The sequence below is a fragment of the Mycobacterium sp. H4Y genome, from assembly GCF_000364405.1.
Taxonomy (GTDB): Bacteria; Actinomycetota; Actinomycetes; order Mycobacteriales; family Mycobacteriaceae; genus Mycobacterium; species Mycobacterium intracellulare.
In genome coordinates this window covers 1,380,020-1,403,093 of sequence record NZ_AKIG01000002.1, presented here as the reverse complement: position 1 = coordinate 1,403,093, position 23,074 = coordinate 1,380,020, and the positions used below count along the sequence as shown (strand labels likewise).

Genomic DNA, 23,074 nt, shown 5'->3' with positions numbered 1-23,074 from the left:
CCGGCGGTGGCACCCGGGAAATGCGTTGCCAGTTACACTCTCGCGGGATCGCGCGGGCCACCGGGCAGCTCGGCGAGCACGTCGGCGCGGGTGTCGTCGAAGCTGAGAAATCCCTTGATCGGCAGGCTTTCCGGCGGCGGATCGGGATAACACCAGGCGACGTCCTCGACGACGCGCTCACCCGAGACCAGCGACCAATACGTCGCAAAGCCCTTGTAGTTGCAGTAACTCGACGTCTCGGAGCGCACCAGCAGATCGGTGCGCACGTGCGCCGGGTCGACATACAACCTCGGCTCGAGCGCCGTCTCGAAGAGGATCGTCGTGTCGTCGGTGTCGACCAGCGTGGTGCCGCCGACGCGGACGCGCAGGCGGCGCTGCGTCGGACGGCAGTCGACGCGGTGATAGGGATTGGGCGGGTAGTGCACGAGTTTGCGCCCCTCCTCGAACCACGTGTCGACCGCGTCCCAGGGAACATGAACGAATCCGGGTGCCTCCGGCTCGGGCTCAGTCGGCAGGTCGCCGACGTCGTCGGGCGCGAAGACGTAGCTCAGCGGACGGCCCCGCCGGTGCACCATCAGCGCCCGCTCGGTGTCGATCACCAGCCGCCCGTCCTTGACCGCCTGCACGCGCCGGGGATGCGGCTCGACGTACACAATCCCTTCTGGCCCGTCGGGTATCGCGGGCGAGAAGCGCCCCGCCGGATCGCTGCTGAGCGGTCCCCGCCCGGCCACCAGAGTCATGCGTTCCTCCCGGTTGCAACCACTCATCTAGCTCCCGCGTAGGCCATTGTGGTGCACACCGGCCTCGATCCGACAGACCCGGTTAGGGCGGGAGCCCGACCGGAGGGTGGACGGGTAAGCGTGGCGGCATTCGGATTCGTGATTGAGAGTCAGGATGTGACGGGATCTCCGGGTGCGAGCAGGGCCGCGTACTGCTGCTCGAGCAGCTTGGCGACGCCCACCTGCCAGCGCTCCGCCAACGAACGCGACATCGGGTCGGGAAAGATCTCGTCGTCGCCGTTCTCCAGCCCGTCGAAGATGCCTTGCGCCACGGATTGCGTTGAGGCCTTGGGGATGTCGAGGCCTCGGGTCATGTCGGTGTCGACGGGACCGGTCAGCACCGCATGAACCCGCACGCCCCGCCCGGCCAGGATGACACGCAGCGATTGCGTGAGGGAGAACGCCGCGGCCTTGGAGATCGAATACGCGGGAATCAGCGGCAACGGCGCCAGGGCGTTCACCGACAGGTTGTTGACGATCGATCCCCCGGATCGCGTCAGCATCGGCAGGAAGGCCTGAATCACGTCGTACGTGCCGAGCAGATTCACCGCAAGGTGCGTCCGCAGTGCGGCGGCGTCGCCGAGATCGTCGTACACCGCCAGGCCCGCGTTGTTGACCAGGACATCGAGCGAGTCGACCCTGGCCACGGCCCGCCGAATCTGCGCGGGGTCGGTGATGTCCATGGCCAGCGGTGCCACGCGGGAATCACCGTTGCCGGCCAAGGCCTTCCGGGTGCCGACGTACACCCGCCGGGCGCCCCGGTGCAAGGCCTCCGCGACCAGCGCGGCGCCGACGCCACGATTTCCCCCGGTGATCAGCACCGCCCTGCCTGAGATTGTGGCCACGATGACGGCCTCCTTCATTGATTGGTGTCGGATTGGGCAGGCCGCATAGGTGGGGTGGCTTGCCGCGGCCAGTCGTTGCGCGACGCCCGCATGTATTCCGATACACGGGGCCGCCCAGATTCATCGGCGGGCAGATCAGAACGGCGAACCGGATGACCCGGTGGCAACGGGCGGCGGGCGCAGGGAGTAGGAACTTACGCATGGCGGGACCGGTGGAAGGCGTCAAGGTCGTCGAACTCGGGGTGTGGGTGGCCGGACCGGCCGCCGGCGGCATCCTGGCGGACTGGGGCGCCGACGTGATCAAGATCGAACCGCCGACGGGTGACCCGGCGCGCATGTTCGGCCGCATGCTGGGCTGCGACATGGGCCTCAACCCGCCCTTCGAAATGGACAACCGCTCCAAGCGCAGCGTGGTGCTCGATCTCGGCACCGACGCGGGCCGCGCCACCGCGTTCGAATTGCTCGCCGGCGCAGACGTTTTCCTGACCAACGTGCGACCCGGCGCGCTGCAGCGTCTGGGGCTGGACTTCGAGTCGGTGTCGGCGGCCAACCCCCGCCTGGTCTACGGGCTCATCACCGGGTACGGCGAAAACGGGCCGGACGCCGATCGCGCCGCCTTCGACGTGGCCGCGTTCTGGTCCCGGGCCGGGGTCGCCCACCTACTCACCCGGCCCGGCGAGACGCCCCCGTTTCAGCGCGGTGGCATGGGCGACCACTCCGCGGGGATGACGATGGCCGCGGCCGTGTGCGCGGCGCTGCTCGCGCGCGAACGCACCGGGGCGGGCCAACTGGTGACCACCTCGCTGTACCGGCAGGGCGCCTACACCGTGAGCTTCGACCTGAACACCTACCTGATGAGCGGGCAGCCGATCGCGATCGGGCAACGCGAGTCGATGGGCAACCCGTGCATGAACAACTACGCCGCCCAAGACGGGCGGCGGTTCTGGATCGTCGGCCTGGAACCCGAGCGGCACTGGCCGGCCCTGTGCCGCGCCGTGGGGCGACCCGAATGGCGCGACGACCCCCGGTTCGCCGACGCCCGCTCCCGCGCGGCCAACTCGGCGGCGCTGATCGTCGCGCTGGACGAGATCTTTGCGACGCGCCCGCTCGACGAATGGGCGCAGATCTTTGCCGGCGAACCGGATTTCTTCTGGTCGCCGGTCAACACGCTCGAGGACGTCGTGGCCGACGAGCAGTTCCACGCCGCCGGCGGCATCGTCGACGTGCCCGACGGGGACGCGGCCGTCCCGATGGTGGCCACGCCGGCGGATTTTCACGGCACCCCCTGGGCACCGCGTTCTGCGGCACCGGAACTCGGGCAGCACACCGAGGAGGTCCTGGCCGACCTCGAGGCGCGCCGCGGGTCGTGAGGACCCGACCGGACCTTTACAAATTTCGCCGGAAGTGTCACGCTGTGCGGTGAGTCGCTTCACCCGACGTGTGCAGCGGCTAAAGCCCTTGAGAAAGCCGTGACAAGCGCGTGAGGCCCGCCAACGGAGTCGTTGGGGCCGTGGTGAGGAATGGATCGATGGTCGCTCCAACGTTCGACATCAGCAAGACCGACGCCGCCCGAGCAACCCAGGCCAACGCCGACGGCCTGCGCTATCGACTGGACGTCGTCGCCGCCAGCGCCGTCGACGTCGTCCAATCGGCCGGGGGGTGGCTCTACGACCGGGCGATGGCCGGCTGGGAGGTGACGGTGCTGCTCCCGCAGGGCCGCGACACCCGAGCGCTGCGGATCCTGGGGGTGCGGGCGTCCGACCTCGAGCCGTCCCTGGGCGCGCTGGGGGCGGGCTCGACCAGCCTGGCCGTCAGCGCCGACGCGTTCACCGCCGACGCGCGGGTGCGCGACGCGGTGCTCGAGTCGCTGGGCAACCGGCTGACGGAGGTCGCGTTGTGGGGCGACGGGTGGCCGCTGGGAGTGCAGCGTGCCACGACCCGCGCCCAGCACCTGCTCAGCGGGGCGGCGCGCATGTTCAAGGGCTATGCGCTTGCGGCAGAGGGTATTTCGGACGCCACGGTCGCCCCGATGGAGATGCTGCTGTGCGACGTGGGTTCGGGGGCCGACTCCGAGCTGATCCGGCTCGACTAGGCCATGAAGAAGTACTACAAACACGCGCTGCTCTACCTGCACGAGACGATCTCGCTGGGATCCGGGCGCAGCGACCGGTTCGTCGAGGTCTTCGCCGACACCTACCAGCCGATGATGGAACAACTCGGCGCCCGGCTGTTCGCGATCTGGGAATCCACCCCGTACAACGGCCACTGGCCACAGGTGACGGTCATCTGGGAGATCGACGGGTTCTCCGACTACGCCAGGATCGGCGCCGCCCAGGCCCGCGGCGGCAGTCACGAGGCCGCCGCCGGCAAATGGTCGGCGTTCCTGGCCGACCTCGGCGCCTCGGGCGAGGGCCGCATCATGTACGCCGGCCCCAGTAACAGGACGCTCGCCCAGCTGCGCGAGGCCAATTTCACTGCGCCGCTGGTGATCCAGGAGATCATGCAGACCAAGCCCGGCCGCCAGGACGACTACATCCGGGAACTCGAGCGGCTCTACGTGCCGTGGTCGGAACGCACCGGAAAACGCTGGCTCGGTTCGTTCACGACGACCTTCCGCTTCAACGAGGTCATCCACTACTGGGCGCTGGACGGGGGATGGGACTGCTTCGCCGAGCACTACCCCTCGTGGAAGGAGAGCCCACCCGCCGAGATCGTCACCTGGATGAGCGTGGCCCCCGCGTTGCGGGACGGGTGGGAAGATTCCATCCTGGCTGCCCTACCGCCCTCACCCCTGCAGTGACCGAGCGCCAAGGACCCATGGACCAGACCGACTTCAGCTACGACCCCTTCGACGCTGCGGTGATGGCAAACCCCTTGCCGTACTACCGAATCCTGCGCGACCACCACCCGGTGTATTACATGCCGCAGTGGGACACCTTCGCGCTGTCGCGTTTCGAGGACATCTGGAAGGTGCTGGAAGTCAACAACGGCACGTTCGTCGCCTCGGAGGGCACGCTGCCGGCGGCATCGGTTCTGGCCCAACACAACTCCGGACCGGTCGACGACCCGCCGCTGCACCCGCTTCCGTTCCACGCCATGTTCGACGCCGACCTGTACGGCGAGATCCGGCGCACGCACTCCCGGCCGTTTCGGCCGCGTTCGGTCACCGACCTCGAGGGCAGGATCCGCGAGCTGGCCAACGAACGCCTCGACCTGCTGTTGCCGCGCGGCTCGTTCGACCTGACCCAGGACTACGGTGGCGTCGTGGTGGCCGCGATCGTCTGCGAACTCCTGGGCATTCCCACCGATCTCGCGCCGCAGGTCCTCGCCGCGGTCAACGCCGGCAGCCTCGCCCAGCCGGGTGTCGGCGTGGACACCGGGCAGGCGCGCCCGAACTATTTCGAGTTCCTGCTGCCCGCGGTCGCGCGCCGCCGTGCCGACCGGTCCGGGCCGCCGCTGGGCGTGGTCGACGGCCTGCTCGGCTACCACCTGCCCGACGGCAGCGCGCTGGACGACATGGAAGTCGCCACCCAGATGCTGTGCATCTTCATCGGCGGGACCGAGACGGTCCCCAAGATCGTCGCCCACGGGCTGTGGGAGCTCAGCCGGCGGCCCGACCAGTTGGCCGCAGTGCGCGCCGATCCCGAAGGCAACGTGCCCGTCGCCCGCGAGGAGATGATCCGATACTGCGCGCCCGCGCAGTGGTTCGCGCGAACGGCGCGCAAGCCCTTCGACATTCACGGTCAGACCATCAATCCCGGCCAGCGCGTCATCACCCTGCTCGCCTCGGCCAGCCGCGACGAGCGGGAATACCCCGAGCCCGACGAGTTCATCTGGGACCGGCCCATCCGCCGCTCGCTGGCGTTCGGCCGCGGCCAGCACTTCTGCATCGGCTACCACCTGGCCAGGCTGGAAATCGATGTGCTGCTTGCCGAATGGCTGCGTCGGGTGCCCGACTACGCGATCCAGGACCAAGCCGCCACCCGGTTGCCGTCCAGCTTCCAATGGGGCTGGAACAACATCCCGGTGGAGGTCTGAGGTGTGGTCCTACCGGCTCATCGCCCCGTATCTGTTCGAGCGGACGACGATCGCCGACACCGCCCCTGAGTCCCTGACCGACGGGCAGGTGCTGCTGCGGTTCCTGGCCGCCGGCGTCTGCGGCAGCGATCTGCCCGCGTTTCGCGGCGCCAAGGGCCGAATCCCCGGCGACGACGGCCGCAGCGGACCCGAGAAGGACGGCTTCCCCATCCACGAGGTCGCCGGCGAGGTGATCGCCAGCCGCCACCCCGCGCACCGCCCCGGGGACCTCGTCGTCGGCTGGGCCTCCGGGTTCGACGGCATGATGGAACGCATCGTCACCGACGGTGACGGTTTGGCGCCCTACGACCCGGCGCTGACACCGGCGCAGGCCATCGGCCTGCAACCGCTGGCCTGTGTGCTCTACGCCTGCGAGCAGCTCGGCGATCTGGCCGGGCGGCGCGTCGCGATCATCGGCCAGGGATCGGTCGGCCTGCTGTTCTCCTACGTCGCCAAGGCGGCCGGTGCGCGCCGCGTCACCGGGGTCGACCCGATCGACCGCCGCGATGTCGCAAGGGCATTCGGCGTCGACGAACCGGTGCGCGCCACCAGCGACCGCTGGGCGAGTCAGCTGGCACCCGGGGACCGCGCCGACGTCGTCATCGAGGCGGTCGGTCACCAGGTGGCCACCCTCACCCACGCCATCGACGCCACCGCCCCCGGCGGCACCGTCTTCTACTTCGGTGTCGCCGACGACGAGATGTATCCCATCAGCATGCGGGCCATGCTGCGCAACAACCTGACGCTGAAATCCGGTGTGACGCTTGACCGTCGGCGGATGCTGGAGCTCGCGAGCAAGTTCGCCGCCGAGCACCCCTGGCTGCTCGGCGCCTACCTCACCCACACGTTCGGCGTCGAGCAGGTGCAGGACGCGTTCGAGCTGGCCAGCCGACCGGTGGCCGAGCGCATCAAGATCGCGATCGCCGGGTGAGGGGCCGACCGTGACCGACGCTTCGCCGGGCAATCTGCAGCTGGCGCTCAGCAGCAAGCCCGCCATCTTCGGCGGCTGGGTCACCGGCCCCAGCTGGCTGGGACCCGAGGAATTCGCCCGCGCCGGTTACGACTACGTCGGATTCGACGCCCAGCACGGCTATCTCGACGACGCCGGCGTCGCCCGCATGCTGCGCCGCACCGAACACCTGCCGCTGGGCACCCTCGTGCGCCTGCCCAACGCCGACGCCGCACCGATCGGGCGGGTGGCCGACGCCGGGGCCGACGCCGTCGTCATCGCGATGATCGAATCGGCCGACGAGGCCGCCGCCGCCGTGGCCGCCACCCGCTACCCGCCGGCGGGCGTGCGCAGCTTCGGACCGCTGCGCGCCAGCCTGGGGCACGACCCCGCCGCCCACGAATCCCGGATCGGCGTGTTCGCGATGATCGAGACCGCGGCGGCGCTGGCGGACATCCGCGAGATCTGCGCGGTCGACGGCCTGACCGGAATCTACGTCGGCCCGGCCGACCTCGCCATCTCGATGGGCGCCGGCGTCCTCGGAGCGACCCGGCATCCCGAGGTCCTCGACGCGATCACGCGCATCCACCGGGCGGCCTCGGATGCGGGGCTGGTCACCGGCATTCACGCCGGGGACGGCATGACGGGCCAGGCCATGGCGCGGCTGGGTTTTCGCATGATCACCCTGGCCGCCGAGTCGCAGGCACTGCGCCGCGGGGCCGCCGAACACCTGCGTGAGGCGACGCAATGACCGGCCACCCGTCGGACGACGAGGCAGCGATCCGCGATTTGATCGCCGGCTACGCGCTCGCCCTCGACGCCGGTGATGTCGACGGCTGCCTCCGGCTGTTCGCCCCCGACGGCGAATTCCTGGTGTACGGCCGGACTTTCGCGGGCCATGACGGGATCGCCGAGATGTTCCGCGCCGCGGCGCGCGGCCTGCATCTGACCGGCGTCTCGCGGATCGCGGTGGACGGAGAGCGCGCCACCGCCCGATCGCAGGTGCTGTTCGTCCGGGCCGGCGACCTGCAGCTGCGGCCCGCCCTCTACGACGACGAGCTGACCCGCGTGGACGGCCGGTGGCGCTTCTCACGGCGCCGGTGCAGCTTCGTCACCAGCGGCGGGCTGGCCGACCACCCGGAGGGCGCGCCGGCATGAACCCACGTGTCGCACTCGTGACCGGCGCGGCCGGCGGGCAGGGCCGGGCCATCGCCGAACGCCTACGCGCCAAGGGTTTTTCGGTGGCCGCCTGCGATCGGCGGGCCGACGAACTCGCCACCGCGGTGCGCCAATCGGGCGACGAGGAACTGATCGCGGTGGAGCTCGACGTCACCTCGGAGCAGCAGTGGGACTCGGCCGTGGCACACGTCGTCGAGCGCTTCGGGTCGCTGAGCACGCTGGTCAACTGCGCCGGCGTGCTGCACCGCGCGTCGTTGACCGAGGAGACCGCCGAAGGATTCGAAAACTCGTGGCGGGTCAACTGTCTGGGCGCGTTCCTCGGCATGCGCGCCACGCTCGAACACCTGCGCGCGGCGCCCGACGCGTCCATTGTCAACATCTGCAGCACCGGCGCGATCCGCCCGTTCCCCCAGCACGGCGCCTACGGCTCGTCGAAGTGGGCGCTGCGCGGCCTGACCCAGACCGCCGCCGCCGAACTCGCGCCCTCCGGCATCCGGGTCAACGCCGTGTTCCCCGGGCCGATCGCCACCACGATGCTCGACGAGACCACCCAGACCCGGCTGGCCGCGGCATCGATGTTCGGGCGGATAGGCCGCGCCGACGAAGTCGCCGACGCCGTGGCCTTCCTGGTCTCCGGCGAGGCGTCGTTCATCACCGGCTCCGAACTCATCATCGACGGTGGGCAATGCCTGCAGATCCGATGACCGACCTGTCGGTCGGCATCATCGGCGCCGGCCCGGGCGGCCTGGCGCTGGGAATCATGCTGTCACGCGCCGGGTTTCGTGACTTCACCATCTTCGACCGCGAAGACGGCGTCGGGGGCACGTGGCGGATCAACACCTATCCGGGACTGGCGTGCGACGTCAAGTCGCACCTCTACTCGTTCTCGTTCGACCTGAACGCCCACTGGTCACGGCTGTGGTCGGGCCAACCCGAAATCCTGGACTACTTCCAGCGCAGCGCCGACAAGCACGGCCTGGGGCCACACCTGAAACTGCGCACCGAAATCCGCTCCGCACGATGGGATTCGGACACCCAGCGATGGTGCCTGACCACCGCGACCGGCGAACAGCACCACTTCAACGTCGTCGTCTCGGCCGTGGGCCTGTTCACCCGGCCGCTGATGCCCGACCTCGTCGAGGAAGAGCCCTTCACCGGAACGGTGATGCACTCGTCGCGCTGGGACCACTCGATCCCGCTGGAAGGCAAGAAGATTGCGGTGCTCGGCACCGGATCGACGGCTTCCCAGCTGATCCCCGAATTGGCCAAAGTGGCCGGCACGGTGTATTCGGTGCAACGATCACCCACCTGGATACTGCCCAAGCCCGACCGGCACTACACCCGGGGGGAGCGCTGGGCCTTCGCGCACCTCCCGTTCGCCAAAAAGGTCTACCGCACCCGGCTGTGGCTGCGCAGCGAATCCAACATCGCGGTGATCGAGCACGGCAGCGAAAAGACCGAGCAATTCACCGCCCTCGCCCTGCGGCTGCTCGAAAACACGGTCGACGACGAGGAATTGCGCCGCAAGCTCACACCGGACCACCCGATGGGCTGCAAGCGGCTGGTGTTCTCGTCGGACTACCTGCCCGCGCTGACCCGCCCCAACGTCGAGGTGCTGACCAGCCCGGCGCGCTCCCTGCGTGCCCGGTCCCTGGTCACCGAAGACGGCACCGAACGCGAGGTCGACCTGGTGGTGTGCGCCACCGGCTACGCCGCCGCCGACTATCTCGGGGAGCTGGACGTTTCCGGCGAACACGGAATCACGCTGCGGCAGGTCTGGCGCGACGGCGCGCACGCCTACCTCGGCATGGCCGTGCCGGATTTCCCCAATTTCTTCATGCTGTACGGGCCGAACACCAACGTCGGCTCGAACAGCGTCATCTTCATCCTCGAAGCCCAGGCGCGCTACATCGTGCGGGCGCTGCGGCACCTTCGCCGCCACCGCAAACGCTACGTCGCGGTGCGTGCCTCGGCGCTGGCCGAGTTCGTCGCCAAGATCGACCGCTGGATGGTGGGCACCGTCTGGAACACCCAGTGCAGCAACTACTTTCGCGCCCCCAACGGGCGCGTGGTCACCCAGTGGCCGCGCAGCGCCCGAACCTTCTGGGGGATGACGCGCAGGTTCAGGCCCGCCGACTTCCGTTTCGAACCGCCCGCCACCTCCGCCTCGCCCCCGGTCGCCGTGCCCGAGCGGGGAACTCGATGACGGAGCTCGACGGCGCCGACCGCCTCGATCCGGCGCTGCGCGCACTCGCGACCACCCGAACGGACTTCTCGGCCGCCGCGATCCAGCTGACGCGTGGACCGTTCAACGAACGCCGCCGCATCACCGCCGAGCAGACCGACGTCTGTGACGTCCGGATCGACGAGGACAACGCGGCCGGCGTCGGGGTGCGCATCTACCGCGGTGGCTCGGCCCCGGCGCCCGCCGTCGTGTATTGCCACGCCGGCGGTTTCGCGCTGGGCAACCTGGACACCGATCACCGCCAGTGCGTGGAGCTCGCCCGCCGCGGGCGTTGCACGGTGGTGTCGGTGGACTACCGGCTGGCTCCGGAGCACCCCTATCCGGCCGCGCTCGACGACGCGAGCGCCGTGCTGCGCTGGGCCATCGACGACGCGGCGTCGCTCGGCGTGGACCCGGCGCGGGTGGCCGTCGCGGGCAGCAGCGCCGGCGCCGCCCTGGCCGCATGCCTGGCGCAGCGCGCCGCCGACGGATCCTTGCCGCCGGTGGTGTTCCAGCTGCTGCACCAGCCGGTGCTCGACGACCGGCCCACCGGATCGAAGTCGGAGTTCCGCACCAGTCCCGCCTTCGACGGCGAGGGCGCCGAGCTGATGTGGCGCCACTACCTCGACCCAACGGCCGCGCCGGAGGCCGCGGTGCCCGCACGGCGACCCGAATTCGCCGGGCTGGCACCGGCTTTGATCACCTGCGCGGAGATCGATCCCTTCCGCGACGAGGCCATCGACTATGCGCTGCGGCTGCTGCGCGCCGGGATCTCGGCGGAGCTGCACGTGTTTGCGCGCGCCTGCCATGGATTCGACTCACTGCTGCCGGAATGGCCGGGCTCGCAACGCCTGTTCGCGCTGCAAGGCGAGGCGCTGGCCGGCGCGCTGCACGGCGACTAGGCGTCGAATCGGATCAGCTGGCGCACGGCGGTGCCCTCGGCGAGGTGGTCCATCGCCTCGTTGATGTCGTCGAGCGCGATCGTCGACGACACCAGCGATTGCACCGGCAGCCGGCCGGAACGCCACAGCTCGACGAAGCGCGGAATGTCCCGGCTGGGCACCGCCGAACCGAGGTAGCTGCCGATCAGCGACCGGCCCTCGGCCACAAAACCCAACGGCGACACCGTGATCCGGGCGTCCGGCGGGGGCAAGCCGACGGTGATGGTGCGCCCGCCCGGCGCGGTCAAGGCGATCGCGGTCTCGAGCGCGGCGGGGTGGCCGACGGCCTCGACGACAACGGCCGCCTTCACCCGCGCGTCCTCGGCCTGCTGCGGCGTGTACGCCTCGTGGGCGCCCAGGGCGCGGGCGGCGGCCAACTTGTCGGGCAACTGGTCGACGGCGACGACGCGCACGTCGTCATAGGTGAGGGCGGTGAGCAGCGCCGCCATCCCGACGCCGCCCAGCCCGACCACGGCGACCGTCTGGCCCGGCCGCGGCTGCCCCACGTTGAGCACCGCGCCGCCGCCGGTGAGCACCGCGCACCCCAACAGCGCGGCGACATCGGCGGGCACGTCGGGCGGCACCGCGACCGCGCTGGCCCGATTGACGACCGCGTGCGTCGCGAAACCCGAGACCCCGAGGTGGTGATACACCGGTTGGCCGGCCCGGCTGAGCCGAATGTCACCGCCCAGCAGGGTGCCGGCGCCGTTGGCGGCGCTGCCCGGCTCGCACGGCGTCAGGCCTTCGGTCGCGCACGCCGCGCAATGGCCGCAGCGCGGCAGGAACACCAGCACCACCCGCTGGCCGACGGCCACATCGCCGACACCGTCACCGGCCCGCTCGACGATCCCGGCGGCCTCGTGGCCGAGCAGCATCGGCACCGGGCGCACCCGGTTGCCGTCGACCACCGACAGGTCGGAGTGGCAGAGGCCGGCCGCCTCGATGCGGACCAGCACCTCGTCGCGACCCGGCGGCGCGAGGTCGACGTCGGCGACACTGATGGGCCGCGACCGCGCGTAGGGCCGGGGCGCCCCGATGTGCTCCAGTACCGCGCCCCGAATTCCGGACATGCTGGAATACAACCATGGCGTCGGCTCCAGTAGTTCCCCCCGCCCCGGACGGGTTGACCAGCAACGACTTCCCGGTGCTGTGGCCCGTCGGGACGCGATGGGCCGACAACGACATGTTCGGCCACCTCAACAACGCCGTCTACTACCAGTTGTTCGACACCGCGATCAACGCCTGGATCAACACCGCCACCGGGCTGGACCCGATCACCACGCCGGCGCTGGGCATCGTCGCCGAGTCGGGTTGCCGCTACTTCTCCGAACTGCATTTCCCCCAGGACCTCACGGTGGGCTTGGCCGTGACCCGGCTGGGCCGCAGCAGCGTCACCTACCGGCTGGGCGTGTTCGAGTCCGGTGACGGCGACCCGCGGCCGATCACCGCGCTGGGGCACTGGGTGCACGTCTACGTCGACCGGGCCACGCGCAAGTCCGTCCCGATTCCCGACCCCGTCCGGACCCTGCTGTCGACGGCCAGCGTCCGCGAATCGGCCTAGCTCCGGCCCAGATACCGCCCTGCGCTGGGGTTTTCGCTCACCCCGATATGCTGCGCGCATGCCAGTGTTGAGCAAGACCGTCGAGATCGGCGCCGACGCCGGGTTGATCATGAAGATCGTCGGCGACTTCGAGGCTTACCCGCAGTGGAACGAGGAGATCAAGGGTCTCTGGGTGCTCGCCCGCTATGACGACGGGCGGCCCAGCCAGCTGCGGCTCGACACCGATTACCAGGGCATGCAAAGCATGTTCATCCAGGCCGTGTACTACCCGGGGGAAAACCAGATCCAGACCGTCCTGCAGCAGGGCGACCTGTTCACCAAGCAGGAGCAGCTCTTCTCCGTGGTGGCGATGGGCGCTTCCAGCCTGCTGACCGTGGACCTGGACGTCGAGACCTCGATGCCGGTCCCGGCGCCCATGGTCAAGCAGCTCCTCAACAACGTCCTCGACCACCTCGCCGAGAGCCTCAAGCAGCGCGCCGAGCAGCTGGCCGCGACCTAGCCACCGCGACAGCCAGTTCTCGCCGCGAGCGTAAACCCACTGCGCAATGGCGGCCCCGAATTCGCGGTGTGCTTACGCTCGCGACCGTCAGGAAGCGCTGAGCCCGGTTCGGTCGCGCATCTCGGTCAGCCGGGCCGCCGCGTCGGTGAACTGCCACACGGTGTGCTCGATCACCGCCGCGGTGTCGCGGTGGCGCAGCGCGGCGATCAGCTTCCGGTGGTTGTCGACGGCGGCCTTGCCCCAATGCGGATCGGCGGCGTACACCAGCACCGGCATATAGCGGGCGGCGTTGAGCAGGAACCACGCCAGCTTGATCCGGCCGCTGGCCTGGTTGAAGACCCGGTGAAAGGCGAACTCGATGCCCGCGATGGTCTCGGCGTCGCCGGATCCGACGGCCGCGGCGAGCGAATCGTTGATGCGGTCCAGCTCGTCGATCTCGGCGTCGGTGATGTGGTCGGTGGCCGCGGCGGCCAGCTCCTTGGCGATCGAGGCCTGCAGCCAGAAGATGTCCTCGATGTCCTGGCGGGTAAGCGGCAACACGACGTGGCCGCGGTGCGGCTCCAGCTGCACCATGCCCTCGCCGCGCAACTTCAGCAGGGCTTCGCGCACCGGGGTGACACTGACCCCGAGTTGGGCCGCAGTCTCGTCGAGACGGATGAACGTCCCCGGACGCAGCGTTCCGGACATGATCGACGCCCGGAGATGGCCCGCGACCTCATCGGACAGCTGAGCCCGCCGCAGCGGCCGCCGGCTCCTCGGCTGCATGGACATCGGTGCGTTCACAGGGTCTGCCAGGACTTTCAGTGACTTGGCGGGACGGGATTCAAGTTTTGACGGACCTTGACGGGCGCTTGTCGAGGACTTGTCAGTGGACCGTCAAAGCCATAGTGTGACCCACACAACACTATGTTTTATCAAATATCAACCTGGCGCAAGCGGTGCGCGAGTGAAGGGAAGTGTCGAGTTTGACCGCGCAATTGGCAGACCATCTGACAGAGCAGCCGTACCTCGCCCGGCGGCAGAACTGGGTGAACCAACTCGAGCGGCACGCGCTGATGCAGCCGAACGCGACCGCGCTGAGGTTCCTGGGCAAGACCCTGACGTGGGGCGAACTGCGCGGCCGGGTGGCGGCGCTGGCCGACGCGCTGAGCCGCCGGGGTGTCGGCTTCGGCGACCGCGTCATGATCCTGATGCTCAACCGCACCGAGTTCGTCGAATCGGTGCTGGCCATCAACATGCTCGGCGCCATCGCCGTGCCGCTGAACTTCCGGCTGACCGCGGCCGAAATCGCCTTCCTGGTCCAGGATTGCGAAGCGCGGGTGATCATCACCGAATCGGTGCTCGCCCCGGTGGCAACCGACGTGCGCGACATCGAGTCGCTGCTCGGCACCATCGTGGTCGCCGGCGGTTCGACCGACGACACCGTGCTCGGTTACGAAGACCTCGTCAACGAGACCGGGGAGTCGCACCAACCCGTCGACATCCCGAACGACTCCCCGGCGCTGATCATGTACACCTCGGGCACCACCGGCCGCCCCAAGGGCGCCGTGCTCACCCACACCAACCTGACCGGCCAGACGATGACCGGGCTGTACACCAACGGCGCCGACATCAACAGCGACGTCGGGTTCATCGGGGTGCCGTTCTTCCACATCGCCGGCATCGGCAACTTGCTGACCGGGGTGCTGCTCGGCATCCCCACGGTCATCTACCCGCTCGGCGCGTTCGAGCCCGGGCAGCTCCTCGACGTGCTGGCCGCAGAAAAGGTCACCGGGATTTTTCTGGTTCCCGCGCAGTGGCAGGCGGTCTGCGCCGAGCAACAGGCGCGCCCGCGCGACCTGAAACTGCGGGTGATCTCGTGGGGTGCCGCCCCGGCTCCCGACGCGTTGCTGCGCGAGATGTCGGCGAGGTTCCCCGGCACCCAGATCCTGGCCGCGTTCGGCCAGACGGAGATGTCACCGGTCACCTGCATGCTGCTCGGCGAGGACGCCATCCGTAAGCGCGGCTCGGTCGGCAAGGTGATCCCGACGGTCGCCGCCCGGGTCGTCGACGAGAACATGAACGACGTGCCCATCGGCGAGGTCGGTGAAATCGTTTATCGCGCACCAACTTTGATGAGCGGCTACTGGAACAACCCGGCGGCGACGGCGGAAGCGTTCGCCGGCGGCTGGTTCCACTCGGGCGACCTGGTCCGCATGGACTCCGACGGCTACGTGTGGGTGGTCGACCGCAAGAAGGACATGATCATCTCGGGTGGCGAGAACATCTATTGCGCCGAGGTGGAGAACGTCCTGGCCAGCCACCCGAGCATCGTCGAAGTCGCCGTCATCGGCCGGGCCCACGACAAGTGGGGAGAAGTGCCGATCGCGGTCGCCGCGGTGGCGGGCGAGGGGTTGGCGCTCGACGAGCTGGACGAGTTCCTCACCGAGCGACTGGCGCGCTACAAGCACCCGAAGGCGCTCGAGATCGTCGACGCGCTGCCGCGCAACCCGGCCGGCAAGGTGCTCAAAACTGAGCTGCGGATCCGCTACGGGGCCGCAAAAATCGACTAAATCCATTCTAGGGCAAGAGGTTTTAGGACCAGAAAGGAAATTGGGCAGGGGCTGTAACGTTTGCCAGTCGTTGGCGAAGGGTTAATTGTGCGGATGCGGTTCACACGTGCTTGGCCATCGGGTACATTCCTGTGGTCTCCGTTACTACTTGCCAGTAGGGAGCCGATGGTCACAGACGTTGAGTCGGGGCGAGGAGGGGGCGTGCTATATGTTCCGCCGCGGCGCCGGACGGCGCGCGGTGACGGCCAGAGGGGGCAGCGGTGACTTCGACGTCGACTAGTCGACGGGGCCCCTACCTGGTCGGCTATGTGCGCGATCAACTGCAAACCCCGCTGGAGCTTGTCGGCGGGTTCTTCCGGATGTGCGTGCTCACCGGGAAAGCGCTGTTCCGCTGGCCGTTCCAGTGGCGCGAATTCGTCCTGCAGTGCTGGTTCATCATGCGGGTGGCGTTCCTGCCGACGATCATGGTGTCGATCCCGCTGACGGTGCTGCTGATCTTCACCCTCAACGTTTTGCTGGCGCAGTTCGGCGCCGCCGACCTGTCCGGCGCCGGCGCGGCGATCGGCGCGGTCACCCAGCTCGGCCCGCTCACCACGGTGCTGGTGGTCGCCGGGGCCGGGTCGACGGCGATCTGCGCCGACCTGGGCGCGCGCACCATCCGCGAAGAGATCGACGCGATGGAGGTGCTCGGCATCGACCCGATCCACCGGCTGGTGGTGCCCCGGGTGATCGCCGCGACCCTGGTCGCCACCCTGCTCAACGGCCTGGTGATCACCGTCGGCCTCGTCGGCGGCTACCTGTTCGGCGTCTACCTGCAGAACGTGTCGGGCGGGGCGTACCTGGCCACGCTGACCACCATCACCGGCCTGCCCGAGGTCGTCATCGCGACGGTCAAGGCCGCGGTCTTCGGCCTGATCGCCGGACTGGTCGGCTGCTTCCGTGGGCTGACGGTGCGCGGCGGATCCAAAGGCCTGGGCACCGCCGTCAACGAGACCGTCGTGCTCTGCGTCGTCGCGCTGTATGCGGTCAACGTCGTGCTGACCACGATCGGCGTGCGATTTGGGACGGGGCACTGACATGTCAACGACCACCGTCTTTCGCTCCCGCTTCCCGCGGGCCGCAGAGAATCTCAACCGCTACGGCCTGGCCGCGGCGCGCGGGCTCGACGACATCGGCCAGATGGCGTGGTTCGGCGGGGTGGCCCTGGCGCACATCCCGCACGCGCTGCGCAACTACCGCAAGGAAACCCTGCGTCTGGTCGCCCAGATCGGGATGGGCACCGGCGCCATGGCCGTCATCGGCGGCACCGTCGCCATCGTCGGCTTCGTGACGTTGTCCGGTAGCTCCCTGGTCGCGATCCAGGGGTTCGCCTCCCTGGGCAACATCGGCGTCGAGGCGTTCACCGGATTCTTCGCCGCGCTGATCAACGTGCGCATCGCCGCGCCCGTCGTCACCGGCATCGCGATGGCCGCCACGGTCGGCGCCGGCGCGACGGCCGAGCTGGGCGCGATGCGCATCAGCGAGGAGATCGACGCGCTGGAAGTGATGGGTATCAAGTCGATTTCGTTCCTGGCGACCACCCGGATCATGGCCGGGCTGGTGGTGATCATCCCGCTGTACGCGCTGGCGATGATCATGTCGTTCCTGTCGCCGCAGATCACCACGACCGTGCTCTACGGACAATCCAACGGCACCTACGAGCACTACTTCCGAACGTTCCTGCGCCCCGACGACGTCTTCTGGTCGTTCCTGGAAGCCATCCTTATCACCGCGGTCGTCATGATCACCCACTGCTTCTACGGCTACAACGCCGGCGGCGGGCCGGTCGGCGTGGGCGAGGCCGTCGGCCGATCGATGCGCTTCTCGCTGGTGTCGGTGCAGGTTGTCGTGTTGGCCGCCGCGTTGGCGCTCTATGGCGTCAACCCCAACTTCGCGCTCACGGTGTAGCCATGTCAGCGCCGATCCAGACCAACGCCCCCCGGACCCCGCCGTACAAGTGGGCCGGGTTGGCGGCGCTGGTGATCGCCGCGCTGGTCCTCGGTTTCGTCTACGGCCAGTTCCGCGGCGACTTCACCCCCAAGACCAACCTGACGATGCTGGCGTCGCGGGCCGGTCTGGTGATGGATCCGGGGTCGAAGGTCACCTACAACGGGGTGGAGATCGGGCGGGTCGGCAGCATCGCGGAGACGGTGCGCGACGGCAAGCCGGCGGCGAAGTTCACGCTCGAGGTCTATCCGCGGTATTTGAAGCTGATCCCGTCGAATGTGAATGCCGATATCAAGGCGACGACGGTGTTCGGTGGCAAGTACGTGTCGCTGACGACGCCGGCGCACCCGTCGCCGCAGAAGATCTCGGCGCACACCGTGCTCGACGCGCGTTCGGTGACCACCGAGATCAACACGCTGTTTCAGACGATCACCTCGATCGCGCAGAAGGTCGATCCGGTCAAGCTGAATTTGACGTTGAGCGCGGCGGCGCAGTCGTTGGCCGGGCTGGGGGAGAAGTTCGGGCAGTCGGTGGTGAATGCGAACGCGGTCTTGGATGAGGTGAATCCGCGGATGCCGCAGGCGCGCAAGGACATTCAGCAGTTGGCGGCGCTGGGCGACACCTATGCGGACGCCTCGCCGGATCTATTCGACTTCTTGAACAACGCGGTGGTCACCTCGCGCACGATCAACGCGCAGCAAAAGGATTTGGATCAGGCGTTGTTGTCGGCGGCCGGGTTCGGCAACACCGGGGCCGAGCTGTTCACCAAGGGCGGCCCGTATCTGGCGCGCGGGGCCGCCGATCTGGTGCCCACGGCCCAGCTGCTCGACACCTACAGCCCCGAACTGTTCTGCGCGGTCCGCAATTACCACGACATCGAGCCCAAGGCCGCCTCGTTCCTGGGCGGCAACGGCTACTCGCTCAACAGCCACACCCAGGCCCTGTCCGGGCTGGGCCTGATCGCCAACCCGCTGTCGTTGGTCGCCGTCGCCGCGCTCACGCTTGGGCTCGGTGCCACGGCAGGTTTGGTCGGCGGCGCGCCCAACCCCTACGTCTGGCCCGAAAACCTGCCGCGGGTGAACGCCCGCGGCGGCCCCGGCGGCGCCCCCGGTTGCTGGCAGCCGCTCACCCACGATCTGTGGCCGGCACCGGAGTTGGTGATGGACTCCGGCAACAGCATCGCGCCGTACAACCACCTGGACACCGGATCGCCGTACGCGATCGAGTATGTCTGGGGCCGCCAGGTAGGGGATAACACGATCAACCCATGAAAATCTCCGGAACCATTACCAGGCTCAGCATCTTCTCGGTGGTGCTGTTGATCTTCACCGTGATGATCTTCGTGGTGTTCGGTCAGATGCGCTTCGACCGCACCAACGGGTATTCGGCGGAATTCAGCAACATCAGCGGCCTGCGGGCGGGCCAGTTCGTCCGCGCTTCCGGCGTCGAGGTCGGCAAGGTCGACAAGGTTGAGCTGGTCGACGGCGGCAAGCGCGCCCGGGTGAAATTCAACGTCGACCGCTCCATCCCGCTGTACCAGTCGACGACCGCCCAGATCCGCTACCTCGACCTGATCGGTAACCGCTACCTGGAGATCAAACGCGGTCAGGGCGAAGGCGCGGACAAGGTCCTGCCGCCCGGCGGGTTCATCCCCTTGTCGCGGACGACGCCGGCGCTCGACCTCGACGCCCTGATCGGCGGTTTCAAGCCACTGTTCCGGGCGCTCGACCCACAGAAGGTCAACACCATCGCGACCGCGCTGATCACCGTGTTCCAGGGCCAGGGCGGCACCATCAACGACATCCTCGACAACACCGCGCAGCTGACCAACCAGCTCGGTGAGCGCGACCAAGCGATCGGGGAGGTCATCAAGAACCTGAACATCGTCTTGGACACCACCGTCCGGCATCGGCAGCAATTCGACCAGACGGTCGACAAGCTCGAGGTGTTGATCACCGGCCTCAAGAACCACAGCGACTCGCAGGCCGCGGGGTTCGCCCACATCAGCAACGCCGCCGGGACGGTCGCCGACCTGCTCGCCGAGGACCGAGCGCTACTGCACAAGACGATCAACTACCTGGACGCCGTTCAGCAGCCACTGATCGACCAGCAAGACCAACTGCAGGACTACCTGAAGAAGGTGCCCACAGCGCTGAACATGATCGGGCGCGCGATCGGCTCCTACGGGGACTTCGTGAACTTCTACGCCTGCGACATCACCCTCAAGATCAACGGTCTGCAGGCCGGCGGCCCGGTCCGCACGGTCCGGTTGTTCCAGCAGCCGACGGGTAGGTGCACGCCGCAATGAGAACACTGGAACCGCCGAACCGGGTCCGCATCGGGCTGATGGGCATCGTCGTGACGGTGCTCGTGATCGGCGTCGGCCAAAGCTTCACCAGCGTCCCGATGTTGTTCGCCAAGCCGAGCTACTACGGCCAGTTCACCGACTCCGGCGGCATCAACACCGGCGACAAAGTGCGTATCGCCGGCCTGGACGTCGGCAAGGTGGAGGGCATCAAGATCGACGGGGACCACATCCGGTTGAAGTTCTCCATCGGCACCAACACGATCGGCACCGAGAGCCGGCTGGCGATCAAGACCGACACCATCCTGGGAAAGAAGATCCTCGACGTCGAGGCCCGCGGCAACCAGCCCCTGCGGCCCGGGGCGAGTTTGCCGCTGGGCCAGAGCACCACGCCGTACCAGATTTACGACGCGTTCTTCGACGTCACCAAGGCCGCCCAGGGCTGGGACATCGATACCGTCAAGCAGTCCCTGCACGTGCTCTCCCAGACCATCGACCAGACCTACCCGCACCTGAGCCCGGCGCTCGAAGGGGTGGCCAAGTTCTCCGACACGATCGGCAAGCGCGACGAGGAGGTCAAGCACCTGCTCGCCCAGGCCAACCAGGTGGCCGGCGTCCTGGGGGATCGCAGCGACCAGATCGACCGGGCCTTGGTCAATGCGAAAACGCTCCTGGCCGCCTTCAACGAGCGCGGCCAGGCCATCAACGCCTTGCTGGCCAACATCGCCGCCTTCTCCGAACAGGTCAAGGGGCTGCTCGACGACAACCCGAACATCAATCACGTGCTCGAGCAATTGCGCACCCTCAGCGACATCCTGGTGCAGCGCAAAGACGACCTCGCCAACGGGCTCACCGAGGTCGGCAAGTTCCTGCCGTCGTTGAACGAGGCCATCGCCTCGGGACCGTTCTTCAAGGTGGTCCTGCACAACCTGGCCCTGTATCAGATTTCGCAGCCGTGGGTCGACGCGGCGTTCAAGAAGCGTGGGATCGACCCGGAGAACTTCTGGCGCAGCGCCGGATTGCCGGCCTACCGGTTCCCCGACCCCAACGGCACCCGGTTCCCCAACGGCGCGCCGCCCCCGGCGCCCCCGGTGCTCGAGGGCACGCCCGATCACCCGGGGCCGGCCGTGCCTCCGGGATCGCCGTGCTCGTACACGCCGGCGGCGGACGGGCTGCCCCGCCCCGACAACCCGCTGCCCTGTGCGGGTGCGGTGTCCGGGCCGTTCGGTGGACCGGGCTTCCCGGCGCCGGTGGACGTGATGACGTCACCCCCGAACCCCGCGGGCCTGCCACCCACGCCCGGCATCAATATCGCGGGCCGGCCGGGCGACCCGCCGCCGGACGTGCCCGGGACACCCGTCCCGTTGCCGACGCAAGCGCCCCCGGGTGCGCGTACCGAGAACCTGGCGCCGGCCGGACCGGTGCCGCCGCCGTCGACGTTCGCGCCGGGGCTACCGCCGGGTCCGCCGGCACCGCCCGGGCCGGGCAACCAGTTGCCGGCGCCGTTCATCAACCCCGGTGGAGCCGGAGGCAGCGGTGTCACGGGAGGTAGCCAGAATTGAGCACCATCTTTGACATCCGCAACATTCGACTCCCGAAGCTGTCCCGGGCGTCGGTGATCATCGGATCACTGGTGATCGTGCTGGCCCTCGTCGTCGGCTACGTCGGCTGGCGGCTCTACGAGAAGCTGACCAACAACACCGTGGTGGCCTACTTCCCGGCGGCCAACGCTTTGTACCCGGGGGACAAGGTCCAGATCATGGGCCTGCGGGTGGGTGCGATCGACAAGATCGAGCCCACCGGCGACAAGATGAAGGTCACCTTCCACTACGAGAACAAATACCGGGTGCCGGCCAACGCGTCGGCGGTGATCCTCAACCCCACCCTGGTGGCGTCGCGCGCCATCCAGCTGGAGCCGCCGTACAAGGGCGGTCCGGTGCTGGCCGATAACGCCGTGATCCCCGAAGAGCGCACCCAGGTTCCGGTCGAATGGGACCAGCTGCGCAACAGCATCACCAACATCATCTCGAAACTGGGTCCCACCGCCGAGCAGCCGAAGGGCCCGTTCGGTGAGGTCATCGAGTCGTTCGCCAACGGGCTGGCCGGCAAGGGCAAGCAGTTCAACACCACGCTGAGCAACCTGTCGCAGGCGTTGACCGCATTGAACGAGGGCCGCGGCGACTTCTTCGCCGTGGTGCGCAGCCTGGCGCTGTTCGTCAACGCGCTGCACCAAGACGACGCGCAGTTCGTCGCGCTCAACCAAAACCTGGCCGATTTCACCACCCGGCTCGCGCACAACGACACCGACCTGTCCAACGCGATCCAGCAGTTCGACAGCCTGCTCACCACCGTGCGCCCCTGGCTCGACAAGAACGCCGGGGTGCTGACCTACGACGTCAACAACCTCGAGACCGCGACGAACGCGTTGCTGCAACCGGATCCGCTGAACGGTTTGGAGACCGCGCTGCACGTCGTGCCGACGGCCGCGGCGAACATCAACCAGATCTATCACCCGTCGCACGGATCGCTGGTCGCCATCACGTCGATCACCAACTTCGCCAACCCGATGCAGTTCATCTGTAGCGCGATCCAGGCCGGCAGCCGGCTTGGCTACCAAGAGTCGGCCGAACTGTGCGCGCAGTACCTGGCGCCGATCCTCGACGCGATCAAGTTCAACTACCCGCCGTTCGGCCTGAACCTGTTCAGCACCGCCGAGACGTTGCCCAAGCAAGTGGCCTACTCCGAGCCGCGCTTGCAGCCGCCCAACGGGTACAAGGACACGACCGTCCCCGGCATCTGGGTGCCCGACACCCCGACCTCGCACCGCAACACCCAGCCGGGCTGGATCGTCGCCCCGGGCATGCAGGGTCAGCAGGTCGGTCCCATCACCGCGGGCCTGATGACGCCGGAGTCGTTGGAAGAGCTGATGGGTGGCCCGAACATCGAACCCGTCCAGTCGAACCTGCAGACCCCGCCGGGTCCGCCGAACGCCTACGACGAGAACCCGATCCTGCCGCCGATGGGACTGAACGCCCCGGTGCCGATCCAGCCGCCGCCGCCCGGGCCGGGCGTGGCCCCGGGTCCCGTGGCGCCGACCCCGGCGCCGGTGTCCGCGCCCGCGCCGAACGCTGGTGGGCCGGCGTCGGCCGCTGACTTCGGGGGTGGCCAGTGAGGGCT

23 protein-coding genes are annotated in these 23,074 nt (G+C 68.5%); 19 read left to right on the top strand and 4 right to left on the bottom strand.

The genetic code is table 11. From position 1 onward, the window contains the following. Window positions 1-32 precede the first annotated feature (32 nt). Both W7U_RS20435 and W7U_RS20430 read right to left on the bottom strand, forming a co-directional pair. Window positions 33-740 carry a DUF427 domain-containing protein gene (locus W7U_RS20435; protein ID WP_008262003.1) on the bottom strand — a complete coding sequence of 236 codons (708 nt, stop codon included), beginning with the start codon at window positions 738-740 and terminating at the stop codon, window positions 33-35. Window positions 741-889: 149 nt separating this feature from the next. Continuing rightward, window positions 890-1,642, bottom strand: a complete 753-nt coding sequence (locus W7U_RS20430; protein WP_008262000.1) for an SDR family NAD(P)-dependent oxidoreductase — start codon at window positions 1,640-1,642, stop codon at window positions 890-892. A gap of 182 nt (window positions 1,643-1,824) precedes the next feature. Here W7U_RS20430 and W7U_RS20425 point away from each other — a divergent pair, with 182 nt between their 5' ends. The 10 genes from W7U_RS20425 to W7U_RS20380 all read left to right on the top strand — a co-directional run bounded on the left by W7U_RS20425 (window position 1,825) and on the right by W7U_RS20380 (window position 10,955). Continuing rightward, window positions 1,825-2,994 carry a CoA transferase gene (locus W7U_RS20425; protein WP_008261998.1) on the top strand — a complete coding sequence of 390 codons (1,170 nt, stop codon included), beginning with the start codon at window positions 1,825-1,827 and terminating at the stop codon, window positions 2,992-2,994. Between the two features lie 158 nt (window positions 2,995-3,152). Beyond that, entirely contained in the window at window positions 3,153-3,716 is a 564-nt protein-coding gene (locus tag W7U_RS20420; protein ID WP_008261996.1) for a hypothetical protein, read from the top strand. A 3-nt stretch (window positions 3,717-3,719) separates the two neighbouring features. Continuing rightward, window positions 3,720-4,424 carry an NIPSNAP family protein gene (locus W7U_RS20415; RefSeq protein ID WP_008261995.1) on the top strand — a complete coding sequence of 235 codons (705 nt, stop codon included), beginning with the start codon at window positions 3,720-3,722 and terminating at the stop codon, window positions 4,422-4,424. A gap of 17 nt (window positions 4,425-4,441) precedes the next feature. Then, window positions 4,442-5,662 carry a cytochrome P450 gene (locus W7U_RS20410; RefSeq protein ID WP_008261994.1) on the top strand — a complete coding sequence of 407 codons (1,221 nt, stop codon included), beginning with the start codon at window positions 4,442-4,444 and terminating at the stop codon, window positions 5,660-5,662. A gap of 1 nt (window position 5,663) precedes the next feature. Continuing rightward, window positions 5,664-6,632 (top strand): zinc-binding dehydrogenase, encoded by a 969-nt coding sequence (locus tag W7U_RS20405; protein WP_008261993.1) that lies wholly within the window; start codon window positions 5,664-5,666, stop codon window positions 6,630-6,632. Window positions 6,633-6,642: 10 nt separating this feature from the next. Then, entirely contained in the window at window positions 6,643-7,401 is a 759-nt protein-coding gene (locus W7U_RS20400) for an aldolase/citrate lyase family protein (protein ID WP_008261991.1), read from the top strand. Continuing rightward, a complete protein-coding gene (locus W7U_RS20395; RefSeq protein ID WP_008261990.1) occupies window positions 7,398-7,808 on the top strand; it encodes a nuclear transport factor 2 family protein in 411 nt (136 codons plus the stop codon). The genes W7U_RS20400 and W7U_RS20395 overlap by 4 nt, the downstream gene beginning before the upstream one ends. Then, the gene (locus W7U_RS20390) at window positions 7,805-8,533 is read left to right on the top strand and encodes an SDR family oxidoreductase (protein ID WP_036429565.1); all 729 of its coding nucleotides are present in this window, start codon (window positions 7,805-7,807) and stop codon (window positions 8,531-8,533) included. The genes W7U_RS20395 and W7U_RS20390 overlap by 4 nt, the downstream gene beginning before the upstream one ends. Further along, window positions 8,530-10,035 (top strand): NAD(P)/FAD-dependent oxidoreductase, encoded by a 1,506-nt coding sequence (locus W7U_RS20385; RefSeq protein ID WP_008261986.1) that lies wholly within the window; start codon window positions 8,530-8,532, stop codon window positions 10,033-10,035. Before W7U_RS20390 ends, W7U_RS20385 begins: the two co-directional genes overlap by 4 nt. Next, entirely contained in the window at window positions 10,032-10,955 is a 924-nt protein-coding gene (locus W7U_RS20380) for an alpha/beta hydrolase (RefSeq protein WP_008261984.1), read from the top strand. Before W7U_RS20385 ends, W7U_RS20380 begins: the two co-directional genes overlap by 4 nt. Here W7U_RS20380 and W7U_RS20375 read toward each other — a convergent pair. After that, window positions 10,952-12,064, bottom strand: a complete 1,113-nt coding sequence (locus W7U_RS20375; RefSeq protein WP_008261981.1) for an alcohol dehydrogenase catalytic domain-containing protein — start codon at window positions 12,062-12,064, stop codon at window positions 10,952-10,954. The two genes, W7U_RS20380 and W7U_RS20375, sit on opposite strands and share 4 nt — an antisense overlap. A gap of 14 nt (window positions 12,065-12,078) precedes the next feature. Between W7U_RS20375 and W7U_RS20370 the strand changes: the two genes are divergently transcribed. Both W7U_RS20370 and W7U_RS20365 read left to right on the top strand, forming a co-directional pair. Then, on the top strand, window positions 12,079-12,555 hold the full coding sequence (locus W7U_RS20370; RefSeq protein ID WP_050989401.1) for a thioesterase family protein: 477 nt from the start codon (window positions 12,079-12,081) through the stop codon (window positions 12,553-12,555). A 58-nt stretch (window positions 12,556-12,613) separates the two neighbouring features. Further along, window positions 12,614-13,054: an SRPBCC family protein gene (locus W7U_RS20365; protein WP_008261971.1), complete on the top strand. Its 441-nt coding sequence runs from the start codon at window positions 12,614-12,616 to the stop codon at window positions 13,052-13,054. 87 nt (window positions 13,055-13,141) lie between these two features. On the opposite strand, the gene W7U_RS20360 is transcribed toward W7U_RS20365, so the two are convergent. Next, window positions 13,142-13,825: a GntR family transcriptional regulator gene (locus tag W7U_RS20360; RefSeq protein WP_014712523.1), complete on the bottom strand. Its 684-nt coding sequence runs from the start codon at window positions 13,823-13,825 to the stop codon at window positions 13,142-13,144. A gap of 194 nt (window positions 13,826-14,019) precedes the next feature. On the opposite strand from W7U_RS20360, the gene fadD5 reads away from it, so the two are divergent. The 7 genes from fadD5 (at window position 14,020) to W7U_RS20325 (ending at window position 23,069) form a co-directional block, all read left to right on the top strand. Beyond that, window positions 14,020-15,606 (top strand): fatty-acid--CoA ligase FadD5, encoded by a 1,587-nt coding sequence (gene fadD5 / locus W7U_RS20355; protein WP_008261967.1) that lies wholly within the window; start codon window positions 14,020-14,022, stop codon window positions 15,604-15,606. Between the two features lie 260 nt (window positions 15,607-15,866). After that, on the top strand, window positions 15,867-16,682 hold the full coding sequence (locus tag W7U_RS20350) for an ABC transporter permease (RefSeq protein WP_014381458.1): 816 nt from the start codon (window positions 15,867-15,869) through the stop codon (window positions 16,680-16,682). A 1-nt stretch (window position 16,683) separates the two neighbouring features. Continuing rightward, entirely contained in the window at window positions 16,684-17,553 is an 870-nt protein-coding gene (locus tag W7U_RS20345) for an ABC transporter permease (RefSeq protein ID WP_008261964.1), read from the top strand. Window positions 17,554-17,555: 2 nt separating this feature from the next. Beyond that, complete coding sequence (locus W7U_RS20340; RefSeq protein WP_008261963.1) at window positions 17,556-18,863, top strand: MCE family protein; 1,308 nt, start codon at window positions 17,556-17,558, stop codon at window positions 18,861-18,863. Beyond that, entirely contained in the window at window positions 18,860-19,900 is a 1,041-nt protein-coding gene (locus tag W7U_RS20335) for a virulence factor Mce family protein (protein ID WP_008261962.1), read from the top strand. Before W7U_RS20340 ends, W7U_RS20335 begins: the two co-directional genes overlap by 4 nt. Then, the gene (locus W7U_RS20330; protein ID WP_008261961.1) at window positions 19,897-21,459 is read left to right on the top strand and encodes a virulence factor Mce family protein; all 1,563 of its coding nucleotides are present in this window, start codon (window positions 19,897-19,899) and stop codon (window positions 21,457-21,459) included. The genes W7U_RS20335 and W7U_RS20330 overlap by 4 nt, the downstream gene beginning before the upstream one ends. Then, window positions 21,456-23,069, top strand: coding sequence for a virulence factor Mce family protein (locus tag W7U_RS20325; RefSeq protein ID WP_008261960.1), 1,614 nt, complete (start codon window positions 21,456-21,458; stop codon window positions 23,067-23,069). Before W7U_RS20330 ends, W7U_RS20325 begins: the two co-directional genes overlap by 4 nt. Window positions 23,070-23,074 lie beyond the last annotated feature (5 nt).